The 23,354-nt window shown below is 63.3% G+C and carries 21 protein-coding genes; 7 read left to right on the top strand and 14 right to left on the bottom strand.

What is annotated here, in order from left to right; translation table 11 throughout:
- Positions 1 to 224, bottom strand: a 224-nt coding sequence (locus AWB75_RS33785) for an acyl-CoA dehydrogenase family protein (protein WP_200823075.1), incomplete at its 3' end; no start/stop codon positions are given.
- 164 nt (positions 225 to 388) lie between these two features.
- Between AWB75_RS33785 and AWB75_RS33780 the strand changes: the two genes are divergently transcribed.
- Positions 389 to 1,120 (top strand): TetR/AcrR family transcriptional regulator, encoded by a 732-nt coding sequence (locus tag AWB75_RS33780; RefSeq protein WP_061128324.1) that lies wholly within the window; start codon positions 389 to 391, stop codon positions 1,118 to 1,120.
- Here AWB75_RS33780 and AWB75_RS33775 read toward each other — a convergent pair.
- The 3 genes from AWB75_RS33775 to AWB75_RS33765 form a co-directional block, all read right to left on the bottom strand.
- Entirely contained in the window at positions 1,110 to 2,006 is an 897-nt protein-coding gene (locus tag AWB75_RS33775; protein ID WP_061128323.1) for a hypothetical protein, read from the bottom strand. The two genes, AWB75_RS33780 and AWB75_RS33775, sit on opposite strands and share 11 nt — an antisense overlap.
- 153 nt (positions 2,007 to 2,159) lie before the next feature.
- A complete protein-coding gene (locus AWB75_RS33770; RefSeq protein WP_061128322.1) occupies positions 2,160 to 3,605 on the bottom strand; it encodes an NAD-dependent succinate-semialdehyde dehydrogenase in 1,446 nt (481 codons plus the stop codon).
- Between the two features lie 198 nt (positions 3,606 to 3,803).
- Complete coding sequence (locus AWB75_RS33765) at positions 3,804 to 4,481, bottom strand: TetR/AcrR family transcriptional regulator (RefSeq protein WP_061128321.1); 678 nt, start codon at positions 4,479 to 4,481, stop codon at positions 3,804 to 3,806.
- 130 nt (positions 4,482 to 4,611) lie between these two features.
- On the opposite strand from AWB75_RS33765, the gene AWB75_RS33760 reads away from it, so the two are divergent.
- The 3 genes from AWB75_RS33760 to AWB75_RS33750 all read left to right on the top strand — a co-directional run bounded on the left by AWB75_RS33760 (position 4,612) and on the right by AWB75_RS33750 (position 8,458).
- Complete coding sequence (locus tag AWB75_RS33760) at positions 4,612 to 6,138, top strand: MDR family MFS transporter (protein ID WP_061128320.1); 1,527 nt, start codon at positions 4,612 to 4,614, stop codon at positions 6,136 to 6,138.
- A 206-nt stretch (positions 6,139 to 6,344) separates the two neighbouring features.
- Positions 6,345 to 7,139 (top strand): ABC transporter substrate-binding protein, encoded by a 795-nt coding sequence (locus tag AWB75_RS33755; RefSeq protein WP_061128319.1) that lies wholly within the window; start codon positions 6,345 to 6,347, stop codon positions 7,137 to 7,139.
- A gap of 203 nt (positions 7,140 to 7,342) precedes the next feature.
- Positions 7,343 to 8,458, top strand: coding sequence for a succinylglutamate desuccinylase/aspartoacylase family protein (locus AWB75_RS33750; protein WP_061128318.1), 1,116 nt, complete (start codon positions 7,343 to 7,345; stop codon positions 8,456 to 8,458).
- Between the two features lie 10 nt (positions 8,459 to 8,468).
- Here the strand turns inward: AWB75_RS33750 and AWB75_RS33745 are convergent, their stop codons facing one another.
- A complete protein-coding gene (locus tag AWB75_RS33745; RefSeq protein ID WP_235012376.1) occupies positions 8,469 to 8,867 on the bottom strand; it encodes a nuclear transport factor 2 family protein in 399 nt (132 codons plus the stop codon).
- Positions 8,868 to 9,121: 254 nt separating this feature from the next.
- On the opposite strand from AWB75_RS33745, the gene AWB75_RS33740 reads away from it, so the two are divergent.
- Positions 9,122 to 10,318, top strand: coding sequence for a porin (locus tag AWB75_RS33740; protein ID WP_061128316.1), 1,197 nt, complete (start codon positions 9,122 to 9,124; stop codon positions 10,316 to 10,318).
- 69 nt (positions 10,319 to 10,387) lie between these two features.
- Here the strand turns inward: AWB75_RS33740 and AWB75_RS33735 are convergent, their stop codons facing one another.
- From AWB75_RS33735 to AWB75_RS33720, 4 genes are all read right to left on the bottom strand, one after another.
- A complete protein-coding gene (locus AWB75_RS33735) occupies positions 10,388 to 12,037 on the bottom strand; it encodes a bifunctional aspartate transaminase/aspartate 4-decarboxylase (RefSeq protein WP_061128315.1) in 1,650 nt (549 codons plus the stop codon).
- A 49-nt stretch (positions 12,038 to 12,086) separates the two neighbouring features.
- On the bottom strand, positions 12,087 to 13,778 hold the full coding sequence (aspT, locus tag AWB75_RS33730) for an aspartate-alanine antiporter (protein ID WP_061128314.1): 1,692 nt from the start codon (positions 13,776 to 13,778) through the stop codon (positions 12,087 to 12,089).
- 244 nt (positions 13,779 to 14,022) lie between these two features.
- The gene (locus AWB75_RS33725) at positions 14,023 to 15,084 is read right to left on the bottom strand and encodes an alkene reductase (protein ID WP_061128313.1); all 1,062 of its coding nucleotides are present in this window, start codon (positions 15,082 to 15,084) and stop codon (positions 14,023 to 14,025) included.
- A 57-nt stretch (positions 15,085 to 15,141) separates the two neighbouring features.
- Complete coding sequence (locus AWB75_RS33720) at positions 15,142 to 15,447, bottom strand: ArsR/SmtB family transcription factor (RefSeq protein ID WP_061128312.1); 306 nt, start codon at positions 15,445 to 15,447, stop codon at positions 15,142 to 15,144.
- Positions 15,448 to 15,642: 195 nt separating this feature from the next.
- Between AWB75_RS33720 and AWB75_RS33715 the strand changes: the two genes are divergently transcribed.
- The gene (locus AWB75_RS33715; RefSeq protein WP_061128311.1) at positions 15,643 to 16,047 is read left to right on the top strand and encodes a DUF6232 family protein; all 405 of its coding nucleotides are present in this window, start codon (positions 15,643 to 15,645) and stop codon (positions 16,045 to 16,047) included.
- Between the two features lie 109 nt (positions 16,048 to 16,156).
- Positions 16,157 to 16,471 (top strand): hypothetical protein, encoded by a 315-nt coding sequence (locus tag AWB75_RS33710; RefSeq protein WP_061128310.1) that lies wholly within the window; start codon positions 16,157 to 16,159, stop codon positions 16,469 to 16,471.
- Positions 16,472 to 16,492: 21 nt separating this feature from the next.
- Here the strand turns inward: AWB75_RS33710 and AWB75_RS33705 are convergent, their stop codons facing one another.
- The 5 genes from AWB75_RS33705 to phnS all read right to left on the bottom strand — a co-directional run bounded on the left by AWB75_RS33705 (position 16,493) and on the right by phnS (position 23,057).
- Positions 16,493 to 18,946, bottom strand: a complete 2,454-nt coding sequence (locus AWB75_RS33705; protein WP_061128325.1) for a glycogen/starch/alpha-glucan phosphorylase — start codon at positions 18,944 to 18,946, stop codon at positions 16,493 to 16,495.
- Between the two features lie 256 nt (positions 18,947 to 19,202).
- Entirely contained in the window at positions 19,203 to 20,012 is an 810-nt protein-coding gene (gene phnV, locus AWB75_RS33700; RefSeq protein ID WP_061128309.1) for a 2-aminoethylphosphonate ABC transport system, membrane component PhnV, read from the bottom strand.
- A gap of 1 nt (position 20,013) precedes the next feature.
- Positions 20,014 to 20,943, bottom strand: a complete 930-nt coding sequence (phnU, locus tag AWB75_RS33695; RefSeq protein WP_061128308.1) for a 2-aminoethylphosphonate ABC transporter permease subunit — start codon at positions 20,941 to 20,943, stop codon at positions 20,014 to 20,016.
- A complete protein-coding gene (gene phnT / locus AWB75_RS33690; protein ID WP_061128307.1) occupies positions 20,921 to 21,982 on the bottom strand; it encodes a 2-aminoethylphosphonate ABC transport system ATP-binding subunit PhnT in 1,062 nt (353 codons plus the stop codon). Before phnT ends, phnU begins: the two co-directional genes overlap by 23 nt.
- A 1-nt stretch (position 21,983) precedes the next feature.
- Positions 21,984 to 23,057, bottom strand: a complete 1,074-nt coding sequence (gene phnS, locus AWB75_RS33685; RefSeq protein WP_061128306.1) for a 2-aminoethylphosphonate ABC transporter substrate-binding protein — start codon at positions 23,055 to 23,057, stop codon at positions 21,984 to 21,986.
- Positions 23,058 to 23,354: the final 297 nt, after the last annotated feature.

Genomic DNA, 23,354 nt, shown 5'->3' with positions numbered 1-23,354 from the left:
TGCGCCGTGTAGCCCATGTTCGCGCCGCCGTATTCCTCGGAGACGGTCATGCCGAGCACGCCGAGATCGCCGAGCTTCTTCCACAGGTCCATCGGGAACTGGTCGGTGTGATCGATTTCGCCCGCGCGCGGCGCGATTTCCTTCGACGCGAAGTTGGCGAGCGAATCGCGCAGCATGTCGATGTCTTCGCCCAACGCGAAATTCAGGCCGGGTACGGTGCTCATGGGGTCGTCTCCTCCAGATACGATGTTTTGGGCGCGCCCTGAAAAATGAGTTTCACTCACACAGGGCAGCAAACCACGGAATGAGGCAATTTCACGCTCAAATCGGCTAGCCGTCAATAGGTTTTTGAGCTACGCTCACATTTATTCTCCGACGCATTGCCGCCATGTCCACGCAAACCAGCACCAGCCGCCGCACGCCAGCGGGCGTCAAATCGCAGCAGCGCGTGAAGGACATCCTTCAGGCGGGCCGCGACGTCTTCGCCGAAAAAGGCTACGACGCCGCGACCAGCGCCGAGATCGCGCAGCGCGCCGGCATATCGGAAGCGACGGTGTTCAGCTATTTCAGCGGCAAGCGCGAACTCTGCGCGCGCGTGATCGCGGATTGGTACGACGAAATCATCGATGCCTTCGAAACCGGCCTGCCGCGCGACGGCTCGGTGCGGCAGCAGTTCGCATTCATCGTTCGAACGCATATGCGGTTGATGCTGACGAACGGCACGGGGCTGTGCGCGCTGGTTTTGTCGGAAGGGCGCACGAAGCAGCACGATCTCTCCGACACGCTCACGGAATATCAGCGCCGCTACACCGCCCCGCTGATGGACGTGCTCGCGCGCGGCCAGACCGTCGGCCATGTCCGCAACGATATGCCGCTGCGATTGCTGCGCTCGCTGGTCTTTGGGCCGATGGAGCACGTCCTCTGGGACGCGACGCTCGCGAAGCGCCGGCTGAGTCAGGCTCAGATCGAGATGACGGCGAACGAACTGGTGGAAGTGTTGTGGGCCGCATTGCAGCCGCCCGATGTGAAACTCGCCGCGCTTGCGCAATTCCGCCAGGACGTCGAGGAAGCGTCGCGGCGCTACGAAGCGGGCACCGCGCGCGAAAAACCTACTTCCTGATGAAGCGCAGCGCGAAACGCGCGAGACTCGGCACGGTGATGGGGCGCAGCAGGCGCGCGTCGTAGCCGCCCATGCGCCGGTCGTTTTCGGTAAGACACAGCTCGATCAACGCACGCACCGTCACGTTGCCCGCGACTGAATCGCCCACATTGGCCGGAAAATTCGCGTCCTGCGCCGCGCCGCTCTTGTCGAAGCCACGCGCGAGCGAGATGCGGTCGCGAACGAGCGAGAACCACACGCTCGCGGTTTTCGCGAAAAACCACGGCTTGCGATACCACGGCAGGCCGCGCCGGTACCACGCAACCCAGTTCGCGAAAAAGAGGATGTGCCGCGCTTCTTCCTGAATGACCGGCTCGAAGGTCTCGACGAGCGCCTCGGGAAAGTAACCCGACTGCCGCGCCGCCTCGAAAAGACCGAACGCGAAGAAACTGTCGATGCACTCGCTGTAGCCCGTCAGCATCCACGCGCGCAGCGCATCGGCGGGCGCGGGATACGGCGGCTCCGGTGCGAGCTCGATCCCGTACGCCTCGACGAGCTTCGACAGCACCAGCTTGTGGCGCGCCTCTTCGCCGCCGTTCATGCGCAGTGCTTCGCGCAGGTGCGGATCGGCGACGCTCGCGGCGTAGGTCGCGACGCGAATCGACGCGCGCCCTTCAGTCTGCACGGCGATGTCCCAGATCGGCAGCGACGTCACGCGCTTCAAAGCCGCCGGATCGAGCTTCGGCCATTCGATGACAGCGGGCTTGTACGGGTTGTGCGTCGTCAGCAACATCTCGCAGAACATGCGCTTGTGGAGGTCCGAGCCGATCGGAATGTTCCCCGCCGACCGGTACGTCCAGTTGCGCATCGCATGATCTGCTTCTACTGGGTTGAGCGTATCGGACATATTCGAATATTGGCCGCCGATCGGGTACGTTCTGCGGATTCTGGCACACAGAACGTCGATTCGCAGCGCTCGCGCGCGGTTCTCCGCGTGACGTGAGATTCGAGCACGGCTACGCCCGCGAAAAAAGCCCCGGTCGAAACCGGGGCTCTTGCATCAAACCGCCATCACGGTGACCGATTTCGACACCAGATACGGCTCCAGCGCCTCCGGTCCGCCTTCGGAACCGTAACCCGAATCCTTCACGCCGCCGAACGGCATCTCGGGCCACGGCGTGGCCGGCTGGTTGATCCACAACATGCCCACTTCGAGCTGGTTGGTGAGCAGATGCACGTTCTTGAACGAACGCGTGAAGGCGTAGCCGGCGAGACCGTACGGCAGACGATTCGCTTCCGCGATCGCGTCCTCGAGGACATCGAAGCCGCGCACCGCTGCGACCGGTCCGAACGGCTCCGCATTGAACACGCCGGCTTCCAGCGAGACATCGGTGATCACCGTCGGCGCGAAGAAGTTGCCCGCCGTGCCGATGCGCTCACCGCCCGTCGCGATCGTCGCGCCCGTTTTGCGCGCGTTCTCGATGACGCTGTTCATCGCCGTGATGCGGCGCGCGTTGGCGAGCGGCCCGAGCGTCGTGCCGTCCGCGAGGCCGTCGCCCACTTTCAGGCTTTCCGCGTGCTTCACGAGCGCCGCGATGAAGTCCTGCTTCAGGCTGTTGTGCACGAGAAAGCGCGTCGGCGAAATGCAGACCTGGCCCGCGTTGCGGAACTTCGCCGCGCCCGATGCCTTCACCGCCAGCTCGACGTCCGCGTCCTCCGCGACGATCACCGGCGCGTGTCCGCCGAGTTCCATCGTCGCGCGCTTCATGTGCTGGCCGGCGAGCGCCGCAAGTTGCTTGCCGATTGCGGTCGAACCGGTGAACGTCACCTTGCGGATATCCGGATGCGCGATCAGGAACTCCGAGATCTGCGGTGGATGGCCGTAGACGAGCTGGACGACGCCTTTCGGCACGCCCGCGTCGGCGAACGCGCGGATCAGCTCGGCGGGCGAAGCCGGCGTTTCCTCGGGCGCCTTCACGATGAACGAGCAGCCGGTCGCGAGCGACGCGCACAGCTTGCGCACCACTTGATTCACCGGGAAATTCCACGGCGTGAAGGCGGCCACCGGGCCGACCGGTTCCTTGACGACGGTTTGCTGCGCGTTGACATTGCGCGGCGGCACGATCCGGCCATAGACGCGGCGCCCTTCATCCGCGAACCACTCGATGATGTCCGCTGCCGAGTTGACCTCGACGCGCGCCTCGGCGAGCGGCTTGCCCTGCTCCTGCGTCATCAGCCGCGCGATCGAATCCGCGCGCTCGCGGATCAGCGCGGCGGCCTTGCGCATCGTGTTGGCGCGTTCTATTGCGGTGAGCTTGCGCCAGGTCGCGAAACCCTGCCGCGACGCCTTGACCGCGCGCTCCAGATCGGCCGTGCCCGCCTTCGCGACCTTGCCGATGACATCGCCCGTCGCGGGGCTCACGACGTTGATCGTTTCGCCGGACGTGGCGTCGCACCATTCGCCATCGATGAAAAGACGTGTGTCCGTGTATCCTGCACTTGCCATGTACGACCTCCGAGAAAAATCGATTGCATGATCCGCGTCGCCGGCGCCGCTCGCAAAACGAGCGCGCAAGCGTGGCGCAGCTTACGGAAATGTCGGGCGGCACGATGACGCGTGAAAGCACAAACGCGCCGCCGGAACCCATCATCTTGCCTCTTATCGCTCCGGCTCGCTTGAACCGGATGAGCCGGACAGCCCCATTCAGTAGGGCTGGATGCCGTTCATCAGCAGCGCGACGACGTGCCGGGCGAGCTGCTCGGAACTCACCGCGCGGTCCCCTACGGCACGCCAGCGCGTCGTCGCGAGCGGGAACACCGTCAGTCCGAACAGCGACGCGAACACGAGCGACGGCTCCAGCGCGGGATTCAGCTTACCCTCCTTCTGCCAGCCCGCGATTCGCTCGATCGCACGGTCCTTGTGCTCGTCGCCGAAGCGCTGGGCCATGCGTTGACGCAGGAGTCCGCCCTCGCTGATCATCTCGCGCACCCACAGCGCCGCGAACCACGGACACTTCTCGACCGTCGCGACAAGCGTTTCGACGAACGCACGCAAGGTTTCGACAGGCTCCGCATGCGGATCGTTGAATACGCGGGCAAGTTCGATGCGCAGCGGGACGAGCCGTTCGTCGATCAGCATGTCGAGCAGTTGGTCGCGCGTCTTGAAGTAGTAATGAACCATCGCCGGCGTGACGCCAGCCTCGCGCGCGATCGCGCCGAGCGTCGTTTCTCCGATGCCCTGCCGCGCGAACAGTTCAAGCGCGATATCCAGCAATTGCGCACGCGCCTGCTCCCCGTGCGCCCCGCTCGGACGTCCGGGCCGGCGCCCCGTTTTTTTCTGCGGCGGGGCGCCCGCGCCGCGGTCCAGCACATCGTTGGCCATAGCTCGATTTGACGAAAATTCACCCGTCGTCTATATTAACTTCCGCGTTAATTAATTACAATCCGCCTGACTTGCCGGGTGCTCGCCCGTCGCGGATTCGTGAAGCGCCGTCCAAAATCATTCATTCAACATGACATCTTTGCATCAAACCGCCGTCGCGGGTGCGGACCCGTCCGACGAAACCGGCGTCGTATCAAAGCCGCCCATCAGGCTGCTGTTCACGGCGCTCCTGCTCGTGATGCTGCTCGGCGCGCTCGATCAGACCATCGTGTCGACCGCGCTGCCGACCATCGTCGGCGATCTCGGCGGGCTCGAAAATCTCTCGTGGGTCGTCACTTCCTACCTGCTCAGCTCGACCATCGTCGTGCCGCTCTACGGCAAGTTCGGCGATCAGTTCGGCCGCAAGGTCGTGCTTCAGGCGTCGATCTTGATCTTTCTCGCCGGCTCGATCCTCTGCGGCGTCGCGCAGAACATGACGCAGCTGATCGTGCTGCGCGCGCTGCAAGGCCTCGGCGGCGGCGGACTCATGGTCATCACGATGGCCGCCATCGCCGATGTCATCCCGCCCGCCGAACGCGGCCGCTTCCAGGGGCTCTTCGGCGGCGTGTACGGCCTTGCGACCGTCGTCGGCCCGCTGCTCGGCGGCTTTCTCGTCGAGCATCTGTCGTGGCGCTGGATTTTCTATATCAACCTGCCGCTCGGGCTGATCGCGCTCGCGGTCATCCAGATGGTGTTCAAGCCGCACACGGCGCACGTGAATCATCGCGTCGACTATCTGGGCGCGGGCTTTCTCGCAGCCGCGCTGACCTGCATCATTCTCTTTACGAGCGAAGGCGGCACGCTTCTGCCGTGGACCTCGCCGCAGGTTTGGGGCACGCTGCTGCTCGGCCTCGTGTGTCTCGGCGGTTTCGTCTACGAGGAACGCCTCGCCGCCGAACCGATCATGCCGCTCTCGCTTTTCAAGGAGCGCACCTTCGTGCTGGCGGGGCTGATCGGCTTCATCGTCGGCTGCGCGCTGTTCGGCGCGGTCACGTTCCTGCCGCTCTATCTGCAAGTCGTGAAGGGCTCGACGCCTTCCGGCGCAGGCCTGCAGATCACGCCGATGATGGGCGGCGTGCTGCTTTCGTCGATCGTGAGCGGGCGCGTCATCAGCAAGGTCGGCAAGTATCGCTTCTTTCCGATCGCGGGCACGGCGCTCGTCACCGTCGCGATGCTGCTGCTCTCCACCTTGAGCCTCGACACGCCGCTCTGGACCATGAACATCTACATGGCGCTGCTCGGCCTCGGGCTCGGCATGGTGATGCAGGTGCTCGTGCTCGCGGTGCAGAACGTCGTGGAATTCCGGCTGATGGGCGTGGCGACCTCCAGCGCAACGCTCTTTCGCTCGATCGGCGGCTCGGTTGATGTGGCGGCCTTCGGCGCGATCTTTTCAAACAGCTTGCGCTCGCGCCTCGAAACGCTCATTCCGCCGGGCACGGAATTGCCGCAATCGCTCGGGCCGCAGGCGGTCGCGCATCTGTCGCCCGCGCTGCACGACGACTATCTGCACGCGTTCGCGGGCTCGATGCACACGGTCTATCTCGTCGCGGCGAGCATCGCGCTCGTCGCGTTCGGGCTGTCGTGGTTCCTCAAGGATCACCCGTTGCGCACGCGCTGAAACCGGCGGGCCAAGCGAGGAAAACTTCTAAAGCTGCTGCTATCGGGGCTTTTACTAGCTCCCGAACTATTTTGGCTTGGTAACCTTCTGCCGATTCTGAGCGGACACGATCCGCCGGATATTCATGCTCCGGCGCCCAACGACGCGCCGGACGTCCGGATACGAGACCTACCGGGCCGAACTGACCATCCTCTGGAGTTAAAACAGTGAAGAAACTGCTTGCGGCACTCACGATGTCCCTCCTCGCCGCCACGTCGCTCACCGCCGTCACGGCGGCGCAGGCGAAGGACTATTCGACGATCCGCTTCGGCGTCGATGCAAGCTATCCGCCGTTCGAATCGAAAGGTTCCGACGGCAAGCTGGTCGGCTTCGACATCGATCTCGGCAACGAAATCTGCGCGCGCCTGAAAGCCAAGTGCGTGTGGGTCGAAAACGACTTCGATGGCATGATCCCCGCGCTCAAGGCGAAGAAGTTCGACGGCGTGCTTTCGTCGATGTCGATGACCCCGCAGCGCGCCGAGCAGATCGCATTCTCGAGCAAGCTCTTCAACACGCCGACGCGCCTCGTCGCGAAAAAAGGCAGCAACATCCTGCCGACGGCTGACAGCCTGAAGGGCAAGAACGTGGGCGTCGAGCAGGGCACGATCCAGGAAACCTACGCGAAAACCTATTGGGCGTCGAAGGGCGTGACGGTTACGCCGTATCAGAACCAGGACCAGGTCTACGCCGACCTGATCTCGGGCCGTCTCGACGCGGCGCTGCAGGACGCGGTGCAGGCCGAACTCGGCTTCCTGAAGACGCCGCGCGGCGCGGGCTTCGATTTCGCCGGCCAGAACATCGACGATCCGAAGACGCTCGGCAACGGCGCGGGCATCGGTCTGCGCAAGGAAGACACCGACCTGAAGGCGAAGATCGACAAGGCGATCGCCGATATGATCAAGGACGGCACCTACAAGAAGATCGAGAAGAAGTACTTCGACTTCGACGTGTACGGCGGCTAAGTCCGACAGCCTGAAGGCTGAAAGGCTGACGAAAACGGGCTCCACGCTTCAAGGCGCGGAGCCCGTTTCCTTTTCGGACAGCGGTTTCGACGCCGGATTTCCGCTAAGATCGAGCGTTCGAGACAGCGCCGACGGAAGGAGACACCGCGGCGCGAAGTCCTTTTCCGAGGCAAGACCGGCGCACTCGCCTGCGCGCGACCACTATGCAAACCAGAACCCATCCCCTGATCTCGCCGACGCTCGGCACTTCCCGCAACATCACCAGCTTTCACTACGGCCCTGGCGGCGGCCAGAAAATCTATATCCAGTCCTCGCTGCATGCGGACGAGCTCCCCGGCATGCTCGTCGCGTGGCGCCTGCGGCGTCATCTCGCCGAATTCGAGGCTGCGGGCAAGCTGCGCGGCGAAGTGGTGATCGTACCTGTGCCGAACCCGATTGGCCTGTCACAGCATCTGCACGGCACGCTGATGGGCCGCTTCGAGACGAACAGCGGCCACAACTTCAACCGCAATTTCTACGATCTCGCCGCGCTGATCGCGCCGCGCGTCGAGGCGCGCCTCGGCAAGGACGCCGACGCCAACAAGCTCGCCGTGCGCGCCGCGATGCAAGAAGCGCTCGGCGAGCAGACGCCGCACACGGAGCTCGAATCGCAACGCCTCGCGCTGCAAAAGCTCTCCTTCGACGCCGATGTCGTGCTCGACCTGCATTGCGATCTCGACGCCGCGCTGCATCTCTACACGAACCCGGATATCTGGGACGAAGTGGAGCCGCTCGCGCGCTATCTCGACGCGAAAGCGTCGTTGCTCGCGCTGAATTCAGTCGGCAACCCGTTCGACGAGATTCACAGCTTCTGCTGGTCGGACTTGCGTCAGCGTTATAGCGAGCGCTTTCCGATTCCGAACGGCGGCATCTCGGTCACGGTCGAGTTGCGCAGCCAGCACGATGTGTCCTACGAGCTCGCCGATAAAGACGCGCAGGCGATCGTCAACTATCTGATCCACCGCGGCGTGATCGATGCGCCCGTGCCCGAGCAGCCGCCGCTCGCGTTCCCGGCGACGCCGCTCGCGGGTGCCGAGCCGATCGTGGCGCCGGCGTCGGGCGTGCTCGTGTTCCGCGCCGAAGTGGGCGCGTTCATCGAAGCAGGCACGCCGATCGCCGATATCGTCGATCCGCTCACCGACGTCGTCACCACGCTCGAATGCACGACCTCGGGCGTGATGTACGCGCGGCACATCACGCGCTTCGCGACCGCCGGTCTCGAAGTGGCGCGCATCGCGGGTGCCAAGGCTTATCGCACGGGTTCTCTGCTGTCCGCCTGAGAACGCGCTTCTAGAAAGGCGCGAGGCCACATTGCGCGGCCACCACGCGCCACGTTCCACCGCCGTTTTTTTCGTTTATCTCGCCCCAGGTTCGCGTGTAGCGCAAGCTGCCTGCGAACGGGGCGCCCGCGAACGTCCCCGATAACGCCACGCGCGTCACCGTCACGGCGAAGCTGCCGTACACGCGCACGCTCTGCTCTTCCACGTCCAGCTTCTCGATGCGCTGCATGCCGTAGCGATGGCCGTTCAGATCGTCGGCTTTCGTCCAGACCTTGCCGGTTGCATCCACGAAACTCAGGTTGTCGGCCAATAGCGCATCGAGCGCGTCGACGTCCGATGCCAGCATCGCCTTCTTCAGGCGTTCCTCCAGTTCGCGGATTCCCTGTTCGTCCATGCTTGTTCGGTCCATGATTTCGCTCGCGTGTCATCGAACTGCAAGCATACCGTGCGCGCCTCGTGCCCCGCACGCGCGCGCCCACGCACATGCGACCCGCTTTCGTCAGCGCTGTTGTTCGCGCGATACAACGCAAGCCGGTTGAAAGCGTTGTCACATTCCTTTCTTCGGCAATCGCTACATTTGCGCCCGTCGCACCACGCGCCGTCAGAGCGCGAACACGCAGACACCGTCGACACCACACCGCGAACCAACTCACGGAGCTTGTTTTGAAGAAGAATCTCTTGGCGACCGCCGCGCTCGCCGCATTCAGCGTTCTCGCAGCCACGTCCGCCCACGCGCAAAGCAGCGTCACGCTGTACGGCATCATCGACGCCGGTATCAGCTACGTCAACAACAGCTCGACCAGCCCGACGCGCGCCGGCGACTCCCTCGTCAAGTACGACGACGGCGTCGCGCAAGGCAGCCGTTGGGGCCTGAAAGGCGTTGAAGACCTCGGCGGCGGCCTGAAGGCGATCTTCACGTTGGAGAACGGCTTCAACAGCGGCACCGGCGCGCTCGGCCAGGGCGGCGCGGAATTCGGCCGTCAGGCGTATGTCGGTCTCGCGCAGAACAACGTCGGCTCGCTGACGTTCGGTCGCCAGTACAGCTTCAACACCGACTTCCTCGGCTCGAACTACTCGATCGGTGGGCAGACCGTTGCGGGCAACTACGCGTATCACATGAACGACTTCGACCAGCTGACGTCGAGCCGTATCAACAATGCGGTGAAGTTCACGAGCGCGAACTTCTACGGCCTTACGTTCGGTGCGTTGTACGGCTTCTCGAACACGGCTGGCGGATTCGCGGGCACGCCGAACACGACGGTCGGCACCACGACGACGCAAGGTTCGTCGCGCGCCTACAGCTTCGGCCTGAACTACAAGGCTGGCCCGCTCGGCATCGGCGCCGCGTACACGGACATCCGCTTCCCGACGGCCGCCACGCCGGCGTTCAGTTCGACGGTCGCCAACCTCAACCTGACCGGCACGACGAACAACGCGAAGGACCTGCGCAGCTTCGGCATCGGCGCGAACTACACGATCGGCGCGGCGACGATCTTCGGTCTGTGGACGAACACGCGCTTCGAGCCGATCGTCGGCGCGAGCTCGCGCATCAACGCGTTCGATATCGGCGGCAAGTACGCGATCACGAGCGCGATGACGGCGGGCCTCGGCTACACCTACATGGACCTGTACGACAACTTCTCGGGCCACTGGCACCAGATCGACGCGAGCTTCGACTACGCGTTGAGCAAGCGCACCGACGTGTACGCGCTGGCGGTCTATCAGAAGGCGTCGGGCTCGAACAACGGCGTGCAGAATCAGGCTTCGATCGGCTCGTCGTCGTCGAGCTACTTCGGCACCTCGGGTCTGGGCGAAAACAACCAGCTCGCGTTCCGCGTCGGCATCCGCCACAAGTTCTAAGCTTCGCGTTTCATCCAGCAGTCGTGAATCGGGCCGCATGAGCGGCCCGTTTTTTTCACGTCACGGTTTTCACTTCGCCTTGTCGGACTTCTTGCCCGTGGCCTTGTTGTAACGCTCGATATATTCGTCCATGAGCTTGCGGATTGCCCGGCCGATCTGCACGTAGTCGCTTTCGTTCAGATTTGCGAGCGACACACGCCCCGACGGATGCTGCGTGCCGAACCCGCGGCCAGGCAGCAGCACGACGCGCGCTTCCTTCGCGAGCCTGAAAAGCATCTCGGAGGGCTCGGTGTTATCGATGATCCATTCGACCAGTTCGCGGCCGTGCCTGCGCTCGCCGAGATACTCCATGTCGAGGACCGCGTAATAATCGACGGCGTTTTCGTCTTTGGCCTCGGGAGCGATGCCGATTTCGCGATAGAGCGCCTGCTTGCGGCTGCGGATGAGACGCTTCAACGCATTCTTGTATGCGTCGGGCGTGTCCATCAGTGAGAAGAGCGAGAAGAGCGCCATCTGCACCTGCTGGGGCGTCGACAAACCCGCCGTGTGATTCAGCGCGACCGTGCGGCTCTCCGCCACGAGGCGGTCGATGAACATGAGCTTGTCGGGCTCCGTCGTGATCGACTCGTAACGTGCGTGAAGCTGCGCCCTCTTCTCTTTCGAAAGCGCGGCAAGCTGCTTGTCGAGCACGTTTTCCCGATGCGTTGCGATCGCGCCGAGACGCCAGCCCGTCGCGCCGAAATACTTCGAATACGAATAGACGAGGATCGTGTTCTGCGGGCACAGCGCAAAAAGGGAAACAAAGTCATCGGCGAAAGTGCCGTAGACATCGTCCGTGAGAATGATCAGATCTGGCCGCTCCTTCACGATGTCCGCGATGTACTCGAGGCTCTTCGTATCCATCTTCACGGACGGCGGATTGCTCGGGTTCACGAGGAAGAACGCTTTCACTTTCGGATCGCGCAGCTTGTCGAGTTCCTGCTTCGAGAATTGCCAGCCGTTCGCGACATCCGCCTCGAGATTGACCACATTCAACTTGTAGTCATTCAGTTGGGGAATCTCGATGTACGGCGTGAAGATCGGCGTGCCGAGCGCGATGGTGTCGCCCGCGCTGATGAGAAAATTCTCGCGCAACGTGTTGAAGACGTATGTCATCGCCGCCGTGCCGCCTTCGACCGCGAAGACATCGAAATCGCCGACGAACGGATGCTTGCCGATCATTTCGCGCCGCAGATATTGCGCGACAATCTGCTCCGAGAGCTTCAGCATGCGGTCCGGCACGGGATAGTTCGACCCCAGAATGCCTTCGCACATTTCATAGAGAAAGTCGCCGGCGTTCAGACCGAGTTGGTCGCGCACATAGGAAACGGCGCCCAGAAGAAACGAGATGCCCGGCACGCCCTTGTTTTCGCGGGCGAAAATCTCGAAGCGTTCCTCCAGCCCTTCGTGCATCGGAAAGCCGCCGACACCTTCGGACATGTACGCAAACGAGCGCTCCGACTCACGCATCGCGAACAGGCCGAGTTGCCAGAAGCCGTGCCGCGGAACCGTCGCGAGGAAGTTGGGGTTGCCGCGCCCCGCGTTGAGCATCGAAAGGTTCGCCGGGCGCTCGACCGCCCCGCCGCCCGCCGCCTTGATGAGTTCGTCCTTCAGTTCAAACGGACTGAGCGACGCCATGCCGGCGCGATCCCCGGAGCCTGATTGAGTCGACTTTGCCATCCAACACCTCAACAATTGATGAATTGAACCAACCAACAAGAGAAAGACGTCATGTGAGCAGCATCACGATGACCATTCCCCAGATCGTGAGCAGCGTATTGCCCACCGCATAGCTGACCGTGTAGCCGAGGCCCGGCACCTGGCTCTTCGCCGCGTCGCAGATCATGCCGAGCGCGGCGGTCGTCGTGCGTGCGCCCGCGCAGATGCCGAGCAGGATCGCGGGATGGAACCTGAAGACGTATTTCGCGATGTACATGCCGATGATGAGCGGCGCAGCCGACGCGAAAATGCCCCACAGAAAGAGGCTCGCGCCGAGCTTCTGCAGTCCCGCGACGAAGCCCGGACCCGCCGATATGCCCACCACGGCGATGAAGACGTTCAGTCCGACGGAGTTCATGAACCAGATGGTCGGCGACGGAATGCGGCCGAAGGTCGGATGAATCGCGCGCAGCCAGCCGAACACGATGCCCGCGATCAGCGCGCCGCCCGCCGTGGACAACGTGATCGGAATTGCGCCGACATGCAACACGAGCGCGCCGATCAGCGCGCCCAGCGTGATCGCGAAGCCGACGAAAGCCATGTCGGCGGCATCGGTCGGACGATCGAGCACCCCGAGACGCTTCGCGGCCGCCGATGTGTCCTGCGTGCGGCCGAAGAGCGTGAGCGTGTCGCCGCGATACAGCTTCGTGCTCGGCAAGATGGGAATCTGCGTCTCGGTCGCGCCGCGCTTAATCTTGCGAAGAAACACGCCGCGCGCGGCGGGCGAGTGCGCGAGTTCCTGCAGCGTCTTGCCGTGAACGTCCTTGCTGGTCACGTAGACATCGACGCCTTCGAACGGCACTGCGAGCAGCTCTGCATCTTCCACTTCGGCCGCGCCGCCGCCGAGCAGATCGACGAGCAGTTCGCGCCGCCCCGACACCGCAATGACGTCGCCGGGTTGCAGCACGTCGTCGATCTTTGCTTCCTGAATGATGTTGCCGCGCCGGATGCGCTCGATGAATAGCCGCGCGCCGGCCGGCTCGAGTGCCTCGACCTGCGCGATCGACATGCCGCTCGCGCGTCCGTGCTCGGCCACGCGATATGCGCGCAGCTCGAATTGGTGCCACGCCTGGTTCCCGCCGGCGGATTCGCTTCCGCCGCCGAGCGTCGCCTCGTACTCCTTGCAAGCTGCAACCAGATCGATCTTGAGCAGACGCGGACCGAGCATTGCGAGAATCAGCGCGGACCCGATCGTCCCGAAGATGTAGGTCACGGCGTAGGCGGTCGGCATTGCGTCGAGCAGCGCCTTGCTCTGTCCGGGCGGCAGGCCGAGACGGTTGATGGCGTCGGTCGCGAGGCCCATCGATGCCGAGATCGTCTGCGAGCCGGCGAACAGGCCCGCCGCCGAGCCGACGTCGAAGCCCGCGATCTTCGCGGCGGCATAAGGCGCCGCCAGACACAACACGCATTGGATGACCGAAAAGAGCGCCTGCGGCAACCCGTCCTTCGCGATGCCGCGCACGAATTGCGGGCCGACGCCGTAACCCACGGCGAACAGGAACATCAGAAAGAAGACGGATTTGACGTTTGGCGAAACGGTGATGCCCAACTGGCCGATCGCGATGGCCGCGAGCAGCGTCGCCGTCACCGCGCCGAGGCTGAAACCGCGAAAGGTTTTTGCGCCGACCCAGTAACCGATGCCGAGCGACAGAAAAATAGCAATTTCAGGATAACTACGTAACGTTTCTGCAAGCCATGACATGGGAACTCCTTTTGCGGCACGAGCCTCGCTATCATCCGCGTTGGCTCTTCATTCGAGACATCGTTCCCTGCCGGTCATGGTGATGAAAACGTCGATATTCCATGCGCCACGGCGGGGCTGCTTTCGTCAGTCGATTATATCGGCGGCCCAGACCAATACTTTTCCGGTGCAAACAAAAACACCAAAAAAAAGCAGCGGCTCAAGAGCCGCTGCTTCCACATGCGAACGCAATCTGCGAAACGCGTTACTCCGCCGTTTCGAGCAACGGATAGTCCGTGTAGCCTTCCGCGCCTGGCGCATAGAACGTCGACGTATCCCAGTCGTTGAGCGACGCATCCAGCTCGAAGCGGCGCACGAGATCCGCATTCGCGATGAACGGCTTGCCCCACGCGACCGCGTCCGCATCACCGCGCGCGATGATTGCTTCGGCGCTTGCTTTCGAGAAGCCTTCGTTGGCGATATACACACCGCCGAACGCCTTTTTCAACTGCGGCCCGAGGCTGTCCGCGTCTTCACGCTCGCGCGCCGCGATGAACGCGATCTTCCGCTTGCCGAGCTCGCGCGCGACATAGCCGAAGGTGGCGGCGCGATCGCTATCGCCCATTGTGTGCGAATCGGCGCGCGGCGCGAGATGTACGCCGACACGATCCGCGCCCCACACGTTGATCACTTCGTCGACGATGTCGAGCAGCAAGCGCGCACGATTTTCGATCGGGCCGCCGTAGGCATCCGTGCGCTTGTTGGTGCTGTCCTGCAGGAACTGGTCGAGCAGATAGCCATTCGCGCCGTGCACTTCGACGCCGTCGAACCCCGCGCGCTTCGCGTTCTCCGCGCCCTTGCGGAAGGCCGCGACCACGCCGGCGATTTCATCGAGTTCGAGCGCGCGCGGCGTCACGAACGGACGCTGCGGACGCACGAGACTCACGTGGCCGCCCGCCGCGATCGCGCTCGGCGCGACCGGCAGTTCGCCGTTCAGGAACACCGGATCGGAGATGCGGCCCACGTGCCACAGTTGCAGGAAGATCTTGCCGCCCGCGTCGTGCACGGCTTTCGTCACGAGCTTCCAGCCTTCCACCTGCTCGTCGGACCAGATGCCCGGCGTATCGGCATAGCCGACGCCCTGCGGCGTCACCGAGGTCGCCTCGCTGAGAATGAGACCCGCCGCTGCGCGGTCCGCGTAGTACTGCGCCATGAGCGCGTTGGGCACGCGCTCGACGCCCGCGCGCTGACGCGTGAGCGGCGCCATGATGATGCGGTTCTTGAGTGTGAGTGCGCCAACCTTGAGCGGATCGAAGAGTGTCGACATGAAAAGGTATCCTAATGAAGTTGAAAGCAGTTCATCACCGTGCGGCAAGTCAGATGCTCACAGATTCCCGATGGAATCGCGGAACGCCTGAATGACCGCCTCGTCGCGCTTGAAGAACACCCACTGTCCAACGCGCTTCGTGGTGACGAGCCCCGCTTTGTGCAAGGTCGCGAGATGCGCGGAAACGGTCGACTGCGACATGCCGCAGCGGTCATCGATCTGACCCGCGCAGACGCCATGCACGTGCGGCAATTCCTGGCTGGGGAAATGCCGTTCGGGCTCCTTCAGCCATTCGAGAATTTCGCGGCGAAGGGGGTTGGCGAGGGCCTTGTGAATTGCGTCGATGTCCATTTCGTTGCTCATGCGTCTGACGGACGGAAGCACAGGTCTTCCGAATCGTCTTGGAGCGAAGTATATATCGTAAATTCACGATATGCAAATCGGAAATGGCAGGACGGTCTCCGCAAGAAAAATGAAAGGCGAAAGCCCCTGCCCGTGCGTCGCCCCGTCTGGTACCCTCCCCGGTTTCATCGGCCGCAACGAAGAGCAAGAAACCTCATGGATACTCCTTTCAACGAACGCGGCGTCACGTTGTCGCGCGCCGGCCTGTCGGCATCGGGCCAGATGATTCCGCTGCGCGAGCTGCGCGCCGCGCGCGTCGTGATGATTCCGCGTCAGAAGCCGTTGCCGGTCATCATTGCGCTGATCGGGCTGGCGGGGCTCGCCGCGGGCATCGTCACGGGCTTGGGCGCGGCGTTCGTGCTCGGCGTAATGATGATCGTGGTGGGCTACCTCACGTGGATCACGCAGGACGTGATCTATCAGCTGATGGTCGCGACGCCCGATGGCGAGCGCGAAGTGCTCATCACCAAAGATCAGGAATTCGCGGACAAAGTGGCCACGCTCGTCGGCGATGCGGTCGCGAAACACGCGGCAGGCGCAGCGTCGAAGCCGCAGGCGTGATCTTTACGACGCATTGATAGCGCCGCGCGCGACTTTATCGCGGTGTTTAGGCGGGCGGCGCTAGAGTGGATTCGTTGCCACTTCGAGCCGCTATCGGCGGCTGTCTTCGATGTACCGCACAACCGGTCTGCCCGTCATTCCCCATGCGTTCAACGGCGGCTCGCCGCGCCGCCGCGAATCGCGTCACTGCCTTGCTTTCGACCTGACCGTTCCCGGTCTGAACTCCGCACCCGCGCGCGAACTGCTCGCGCACGCTTTCGGTGCGGACGCGCGCGCGCATGTGGTCGCGACGAACCGCCGTCACGACTGCACGACGCTCTATGTCGAAACGGACGACGTGGACGCAAACGCGGTGATCGGCAAGATCATCGCGTGGTTTCCCAATGCGACGCTCGGCCGCGTGATTCGCATCACGCGGCGCTGACGGCTTAAGGCGCTACGCGCGTCACGTCACCTGCAACGTTTCGACGTGCCAGATATCGCGCGCATACTCCGCGATCGTGCGATCCGACGAGAAGATGCCCATGCCCGCGACATTCTCGATCGCGCTTCGCGTCCACGCGTCCTTGTCGCGGAACTTGAGATCGACTTCGCTTTGCGTCTTGTCGAAGCTGGCGAAATCGGCGAGCACCATGTAGTGGTCGCCCCAGTCCACGAGCGTATGGAAGATGTCGTAGAAGCGATGCGGCTCTTCCGGCGAGAAATGACCGAGGCGGATCTGGTCGAGCGCGAGCTTCAGCTCCGCGTTCTCTTCGTAGATCTGCCGCGGCCGATACCCCGCCGCCCGCAGCGATTCGATCTCGTCGGTCGTGTTGCCGAAGATGAAGATGTTTTCGCGCCCGACGGCATCGCAGATTTCGATGTTCGCGCCATCGAGCGTGCCGATGGTCAGCGCGCCGTTCAACGCGAGCTTCATGTTGCCGGTGCCCGACGCTTCGGTGCCGGCCATCGAAATCTGCTCCGACAGATCCGCCGCCGGAATGATGAGTTCGGCGACGCTCACACCGTAGTTCGGAATGAAGCCGACCTTCAGCCGGTCGCCGACGAGCGGATCGGAATTGACCTTCTTCGACACATCGTTGATGAGCTTGATGATGTTCTTCGCCATCTTGTACGCCGACGCCGCCTTGCCCGCGAACATCACAACACGCGGCGTCCAGTCCTGCTCCGGATTCTCGCGGATGCGGTTGTAGCGCACGATCACATACAGGATGTTGAGCAGTTGCCGCTTGTATTCGTGGATGCGCTTCACCTGAAGATCGAACAGCGCTTCGGGACTGATGATCGCGTTGGCGTCGCGTTTCGCGCGCTCCACGAGCCGCAGCTTGTTGGCGAACTTCGCGTCGTGAAACGCCTTGCGGAACTCGGGGTCGTCGCGCCATTCACGCAGCCGGCCGAGTTCGAAGAGATCGGTGCGCCAACGCGGCCCGAGCCGCTTGTCGATCAACGAAGACAGCGACGGACTCGCCTGCGCGAGCCAGCGGCGCGGTGTGATGCCGTTCGTCACGTTGGTGAAGCGCTCCGGATACATGCGCGCGAAGTCGGAGAAGATGTTCTGCACCATCAGTTGCGAATGCAGCTTCGACACGCCGTTCACCGTGTGGCTCGCAACGATCGCGAGATGCGCCATGCGCACGCGGCGCTGGCCGTATTCATCCACGAGCGAGATACGGCGGATCAGATCGACATCGCGTCCGAACTTCTCCGTCACCTGTTTCAGGAACTGCGCGTTGATCTCGAAGATGATCTCCAGATGCCGCGGCAGCAAACGCGCGAGCATCTCGACATCCCATGTTTCGAGCGCTTCGGGCATCAGCGTGTGATTCGTGTAGGAGAACATCTGCTGCACGAGCTTCCACGCCTTGTCCCACGGCAGATGATGCCGGTCGACGAGCAGGCGCATCAGTTCCGGAATCGCGAGCACCGGATGCGTGTCGTTCAGATGCACGGCCACCTTTTCGGCCAGCCGCCCGAAGTGCGTATGCGTGCGCTGATAGCGGCGGATCAGATCCTGCATCGTCGCGGAGACGAAGAAGTATTCCTGACGCAGACGCAGTTCGCGCCCCGCTTGCGTCGAGTCATCGGGATACAGCAAGCGCGACACGTGCTCGGACGTGTTCTTCGCCTCCACCGCGCGGCGATAGTCGCCCTGATTGAATGCGGACAGATCGAACTCGTCGGTCGCGCGCGCGGACCACAGGCGCAGCGTGTTGGTCGCGGTCGTCGCGAAGCCGGGGATGACCGTGTCGTAGGCCATCGCGTTGACGTGCTCGGTGTCGATCCAGTCGGTCCGGTCGTCATGCTGCACGGTGCGGCCGCCGAAGTGCACGGTGTACACGACCTCGGGACGCGGAAACTCCCACGGATTGCCCGCGCGCAGCCAGTAATCGGGCATCTCGACCTGATTGCCGTCGACGATGGTCTGCCGGAACATGCCGTATTCGTAACGAATGCCGTAGCCGAAGCCGGGCACGCCGACGGTCGCCATCGAATCGAGGAAGCAGGCGGCGAGCCGCCCGAGGCCTCCGTTTCCGAGCGCGGCGTCCGGCTCCAGATCCTCCAGCACCGCGAGATCGACGCCGAGGCCCGCGAGCGCGTCGCGCACTTCGTCGTGGATGCCGAGCGCGAGCAGCGCGTTGGTGAACGTCCTGCCGATGAGAAACTCCATCGACAGGTAATAGACGCGTTTCACGTCCTGTTCGTATTGGAGCCGCGTGGTGCGCATCCAGCGCGCGACGAGACGGTCGCGTACCGCCAGTTCGACGGCATGCAGCCAGTCGCGCGGCTGCGCGGTGACCGAATCCTTGCCGACGCCATACATCAGGCGGTTCGAGATGGAGCGCCTGAGCGCATCGACGGTGCTATTGAGCTGGTCGAATTCCAGGTCGACGGATGTCATCGATACCTCCGGTTTTTGCAACATATGCAACGACCGCGAAAGCATGCCCGGAGTTCACATCGAACGCCCCATTTCGGCGCCTGCCCCTCCGGTCACGCGGGTGCGACCATGCCTGAACGTGCAGGTTACGCCAGTTTTATTTTTTTTGGTATGACGAGGCCGAAACGGACGTAGGCCCGCGAATTGCTCTTCGCAACAGCGGGACTTTCATTATGAATTAATTTTTGATTCGTTATCCTGATGTTTTACCCGCGATTCAACGGCGCGACGAGCGAGCGGCGATCAGCAGAAGCGCGGCGAGCGAAACGCCCAGCAGAATGAGCGACAGCGCGGACGCCGGCAGATAGTAGCCGCGATTGACCTGCCCCACGACGACGATCGGCACCGTCGCGAAGCCGGGCGGATAGACGGTCAGCGTCGCGCCGAGTTCGCCGAGCGAGAGCGCGAAGCCGAGCGCGAGGCTCGCGCGTATCGCCGGCACGAGTTGCGGCAGCACCACGCGTATGAGCACCATGCGCGGCGGCGCGCCGAGACTCGCGGCAGCTTCGCGCAGCGTCGTGAGTTCGGGGCGCAGCGCAGCCGCAGCGCAGCGATAGCAGAACGGCAAGACGAGCGCGAGCTGCACGAGCACGACGATCGCGGCCGAGCCGGACAGATCGAGCGGACGCTTGTGATACGCGATCAGCACCGCGAGGCCGAGCACGACGCTCGGCACGCCGCTGCCCATCATCGCGACGGCATCGACGAGCGCGCCAAGACCGCGCCGGTCGCGTCCTTCAAGCGCGAGCGAGAGCCACAATCCGAGCGCGGTGCCGAGGAACGCGACGCCCAGGCCCACTTCGAGACTGGTCATGACGGCGTCGAGATCGCTGGAGGAAAGGCGCGCGAACCAGCGTGTGCTGAAACCGTCGGGCAGGATCGTGCCCGACCAGTGCGACGCCACGCTCGACAGCGCGACCACGACGACCGGCAGCACGAACAGCCAGAAGCAGAGCAGCGCGACGAACGCGGTGAGCGCATGACGCAACAGCGCCTTCGGCCTGAATGCGGCGGCAATGAGTTGCATGTCAGCGCTCTCCCGCACGTCGATTGACGCGCCGGTACAGCGCATACAGCGACAGCGACATCAGCAGCATCACGACCGATCCCGCCGCCGCGGTCGGCAGATCGAGATCGACGGTAGCGGCGCTATAGATCGCGATCGGCAGCGTGATGAGATGCGCGCTGCCGAGCACGAGCAGAATGCCGAACTCGTTCAGCGTGAGCAGAAAGCACAGGATCGTGCCCGCCGCGATGCCCGGCCACGCGAGCGGCAACACGACCTTCGTCGCGACCATCCAGCCATCTGCGCCGAGGCTCTTCGCGGCTTCGACGAGACGCATGTCGAGCGTCGCATAGGACGCCAGCGCCGGGCGCACGACGAACGGCGCATAGAACACGACTTCCGCGAGAACCACGCCGCCGATGCCGAACAGGAAATCGAGCGGCGCCGCATCGAGCGAAAATATCCGCTGCAGGCCGATGCTCACCGAGCCTTGCGAGCCATACAGAAAGATCAGCGTGAAGGCGACCAGAAACGAAGGAAACGCGACGAACAACTCCAGAAAGCGCGTGAGCAGCCGTGCGCCCGCGAACGGCCGGAAAAACAGTATCGACGCGAGCGCGACGCCGAGCAACGAAGCGATACTCGCGCTCGCGAACAGAATGCCGAGCGTCGTGCCGATCATGCCGCGCGTTTCGGGATTGCCGAAGAAAGCGGTATATGCGTGCAGCGAATAGCCGTTCGGTCCCGTCACGCTCAGCATCACGAGCCGCGCAAGCGGATACACGACTAGCGGCCCCAGCACGAACACGAGAATGAAGAGCAGATGCCATTGCTGCTTGCGCTCGCGGCGCTGCGCCTGTGCGGCATGCGCGGCGAATTGCGCGGAGAGATCGGCGTCGCTGATGCCGCCTCGGTCGCGCGCGACGCTGTCAGGGACGAACAAGGACGACATCGTCAGCCTCGAAGCGAAGTGAAACGCGCGTGCCTTTGTCCGGCATGCGCGCGTGGCCGCGCTGCGCGGTCACGAGAACCGCCTCGCCGGGCAAGGCATCGAGCGCGACGGAAATGGAGAGCGCCGCGCCATACCATTCGACGGATGCGATCGTGCCATGCAACGGACCGTCGCCGAGCGGCTGAATCGTGAAGCGCTCCGGACGGATGCACGCGAGACGCTCGCGCTCGTCGTGGCGCTTATCGCCGACGGGATACACCACGCGCGGCGGCAACAGATTCGCCGCGCCGAGATAGCGCGCGACGAACGCATCGCTGGGCGCGTCGTACAGTTCGCGCGGCGCGCCGAGTTGCGCGATGCGGCCATCGCGCATCAACAAGGTGCGATCGGACAGCACGAGCGCATCGTCCTGATCGTGCGTCACGCATACGATGGTCAGATTCGGCAGGCGCTCATGCAGCGCCTTCAGTTCGCTGCGCACGGAAGCGCGCAGATTGGCATCGAGTGCGGAAAGCGGTTCGTCGAGCAGCAGCACATCCGGCTCGATGACGAGCGCGCGCGCCAGTGCGACGCGCTGCTGCATGCCGCCGGAAAGCTGCGCGGGCATGACGTGACCGGCATCGGAGAGTTGCACGAGCTTGAGCGCATCCGCGACGCGCCGCGTGATTTCGCTTGCCTTCAGCTTGCGTGCGCGCAGGCCGAACGCGACGTTATCGAACACGGACAGATGCGGAAAAAGCGCATAGCTTTGAAACAGCAGCCCGAGATTGCGCTGATGCGGCGGCACGTGTGTGAGAGCGCGACCGGCGATCGTCAGGTTGCCCGCGAGCGCATCGGCCTTCACGAAGCCTGCGATGAAGCGCAGCAGCGTGGTCTTGCCGCAGCCGCTTCGGCCGAGGACGGTGAGAAACTCGCCGCGATCGATGCGAAGCGAGAGATCGTCGAGCACGGTGCGCGCGCCGAAGCGCACCGTGAGACGATCGATGTGTACGCCCGACGTCTCATCGACGCCGAACGCTTCTTTGGGAATTGCGCTCACGTTACGACTTCGGCTTGACGAGTTCGGTCTGCTTGCCCGAGTTGCCGATCACCTCGGTTTTCCAGCGCTCGGTCCAGCCGGCCTTCTTCCGCATGACTTCGTTCCAGTCTACGGCAATGAGCTTCACGCCTGAGATCGCCTGCTTGACCGCATCGCCGTTCTTGCCTGCGAGCGGCACGTCGGTGCGGCCCGGAATGCCGTAGATATCCGGCACTTTCGCCTGCACGTCCGACGACATCAGATAGTCGATCAGCTTCTTGCCCGCAGCCTGATTCGGACCGCTCTTGATGAGACCGATCGCATACGGCAACTGGAACGTGGTCGGCGCTTCGCCCGCCTTGTGCGAGAGAAAGAGCGGCTTGATCGACAGACCGCCGTTCGCGGCGTCGTCGAGATCCATTTGCAGGTCGCCGTTTGCGAATGCGATCTCGTTACGCGAGAGCAGCACGTCGAGATAGCCGGTGCCTTTGGTGTGGAACTTGGCGTGCTGCTCAAGGTTCTTGAGGTAGTTGAACGCCTGATCTTCGCCCATCAGCGCGGAGGTGAGGATGATGACGGCCATGCCATCGCCCGCGGTGGCCGGATTCGAGTATGCGATCTTGCCCGCGTAGTTCGGATGCAGGAGATCGGCGAAGGTTTTCGGTGCGCTCTTCGTGACTTCGGGGTTGATCGCGAACGAGAAGTAGTTGTTCACGAACGTGGCCCATGCGCCGTCTTTTTCCTTCGCGATCGCGGGCACGTTCTTGTAGTTCACGCTCTGATACGGCTGCAGCAGACCGACTTGCTGAGCTTGCTGGATGAAAGGCGGCAGCGTGACCAGCACGTCGGCCTTGGGCGAATCCTTTTCGACGGTCGCGCGGTTCACCACTTCACCGCTGCCCGCCGTGACGATATTGACCTTCACGCCTTCCTTCTTTTCGAATGCGGGAAGCACGTCCTTGTAGAGATTCTCGAGGCCGTCGGCGGTGTACAGGACGACGGCGTCGGCGGCGTGCACGGGCATCGCGGCAAGCAGGGTGAAAGCGGCGGCGAACGCCGGCAGCACGTTGCGCGCGAAGCGAAAATCGCGGTTCATGGTGGTCTCTCGTGTCGGGGATGTTTGGAAGGTCTGGTGCGACCTTCGACCCGAAGGATTGCAGAGATCTGTGACATCGACGTGAAGGGCGCCACGGGGCGCCACGGTTTTGCACATTTTGCCAAGGTGGTTTGTTTGCTTGTTGTCGCCGGTTCCCGTATTCGTGTCGGTTTATTAGCTTCGCCCCTATGCGGGGCAGCAGTCACTTTCTTTGCTGCTGTGTATAGACCGGAGACATGGGTAACAGGTGTGTCAGGACATGGGTAACACATTTAGCTCCTTTGACTGCCACGTTTC

This window comes from Caballeronia catudaia (genome assembly GCF_001544755.2).
Taxonomy (GTDB): domain Bacteria; phylum Pseudomonadota; class Gammaproteobacteria; order Burkholderiales; family Burkholderiaceae; genus Caballeronia; species Caballeronia catudaia.
Note: the sequence above shows the minus strand (reverse complement) of the source record. Positions and strands in the feature narration are given on the sequence as shown.

Coding starts and splice junctions, on each gene's coding strand:
- AWB75_RS33705 (WP_061128325.1), bottom strand. CDS start 18,946: ATGACATCCGTCGACCTGGAATTCGACCAGCTCAATAGCACCGTCGAT.
- AWB75_RS33735 (WP_061128315.1), bottom strand. CDS start 12,037: ATGGCAAAGTCGACTCAATCAGGCTCCGGGGATCGCGCCGGCATGGCG.
- phnU (WP_061128308.1), bottom strand. CDS start 20,943: ATGTCGTCCTTGTTCGTCCCTGACAGCGTCGCGCGCGACCGAGGCGGC.
- AWB75_RS33780 (WP_061128324.1), top strand. CDS start 389: ATGTCCACGCAAACCAGCACCAGCCGCCGCACGCCAGCGGGCGTCAAA.
- AWB75_RS33725 (WP_061128313.1), bottom strand. CDS start 15,084: ATGTCGACACTCTTCGATCCGCTCAAGGTTGGCGCACTCACACTCAAG.
- phnS (WP_061128306.1), bottom strand. CDS start 23,057: ATGAACCGCGATTTTCGCTTCGCGCGCAACGTGCTGCCGGCGTTCGCC.
- AWB75_RS33715 (WP_061128311.1), top strand. CDS start 15,643: ATGGATACTCCTTTCAACGAACGCGGCGTCACGTTGTCGCGCGCCGGC.
- AWB75_RS33775 (WP_061128323.1), bottom strand. CDS start 2,006: ATGTCCGATACGCTCAACCCAGTAGAAGCAGATCATGCGATGCGCAAC.
- aspT (WP_061128314.1), bottom strand. CDS start 13,778: ATGTCATGGCTTGCAGAAACGTTACGTAGTTATCCTGAAATTGCTATT.
- phnV (WP_061128309.1), bottom strand. CDS start 20,012: ATGCAACTCATTGCCGCCGCATTCAGGCCGAAGGCGCTGTTGCGTCAT.
- AWB75_RS33745 (WP_235012376.1), bottom strand. CDS start 8,867: ATGGACCGAACAAGCATGGACGAACAGGGAATCCGCGAACTGGAGGAA.
- AWB75_RS33760 (WP_061128320.1), top strand. CDS start 4,612: ATGACATCTTTGCATCAAACCGCCGTCGCGGGTGCGGACCCGTCCGAC.
- AWB75_RS33770 (WP_061128322.1), bottom strand. CDS start 3,605: ATGGCAAGTGCAGGATACACGGACACACGTCTTTTCATCGATGGCGAA.
- AWB75_RS33750 (WP_061128318.1), top strand. CDS start 7,343: ATGCAAACCAGAACCCATCCCCTGATCTCGCCGACGCTCGGCACTTCC.
- AWB75_RS33710 (WP_061128310.1), top strand. CDS start 16,157: ATGTACCGCACAACCGGTCTGCCCGTCATTCCCCATGCGTTCAACGGC.
- AWB75_RS33720 (WP_061128312.1), bottom strand. CDS start 15,447: ATGAGCAACGAAATGGACATCGACGCAATTCACAAGGCCCTCGCCAAC.
- AWB75_RS33765 (WP_061128321.1), bottom strand. CDS start 4,481: ATGGCCAACGATGTGCTGGACCGCGGCGCGGGCGCCCCGCCGCAGAAA.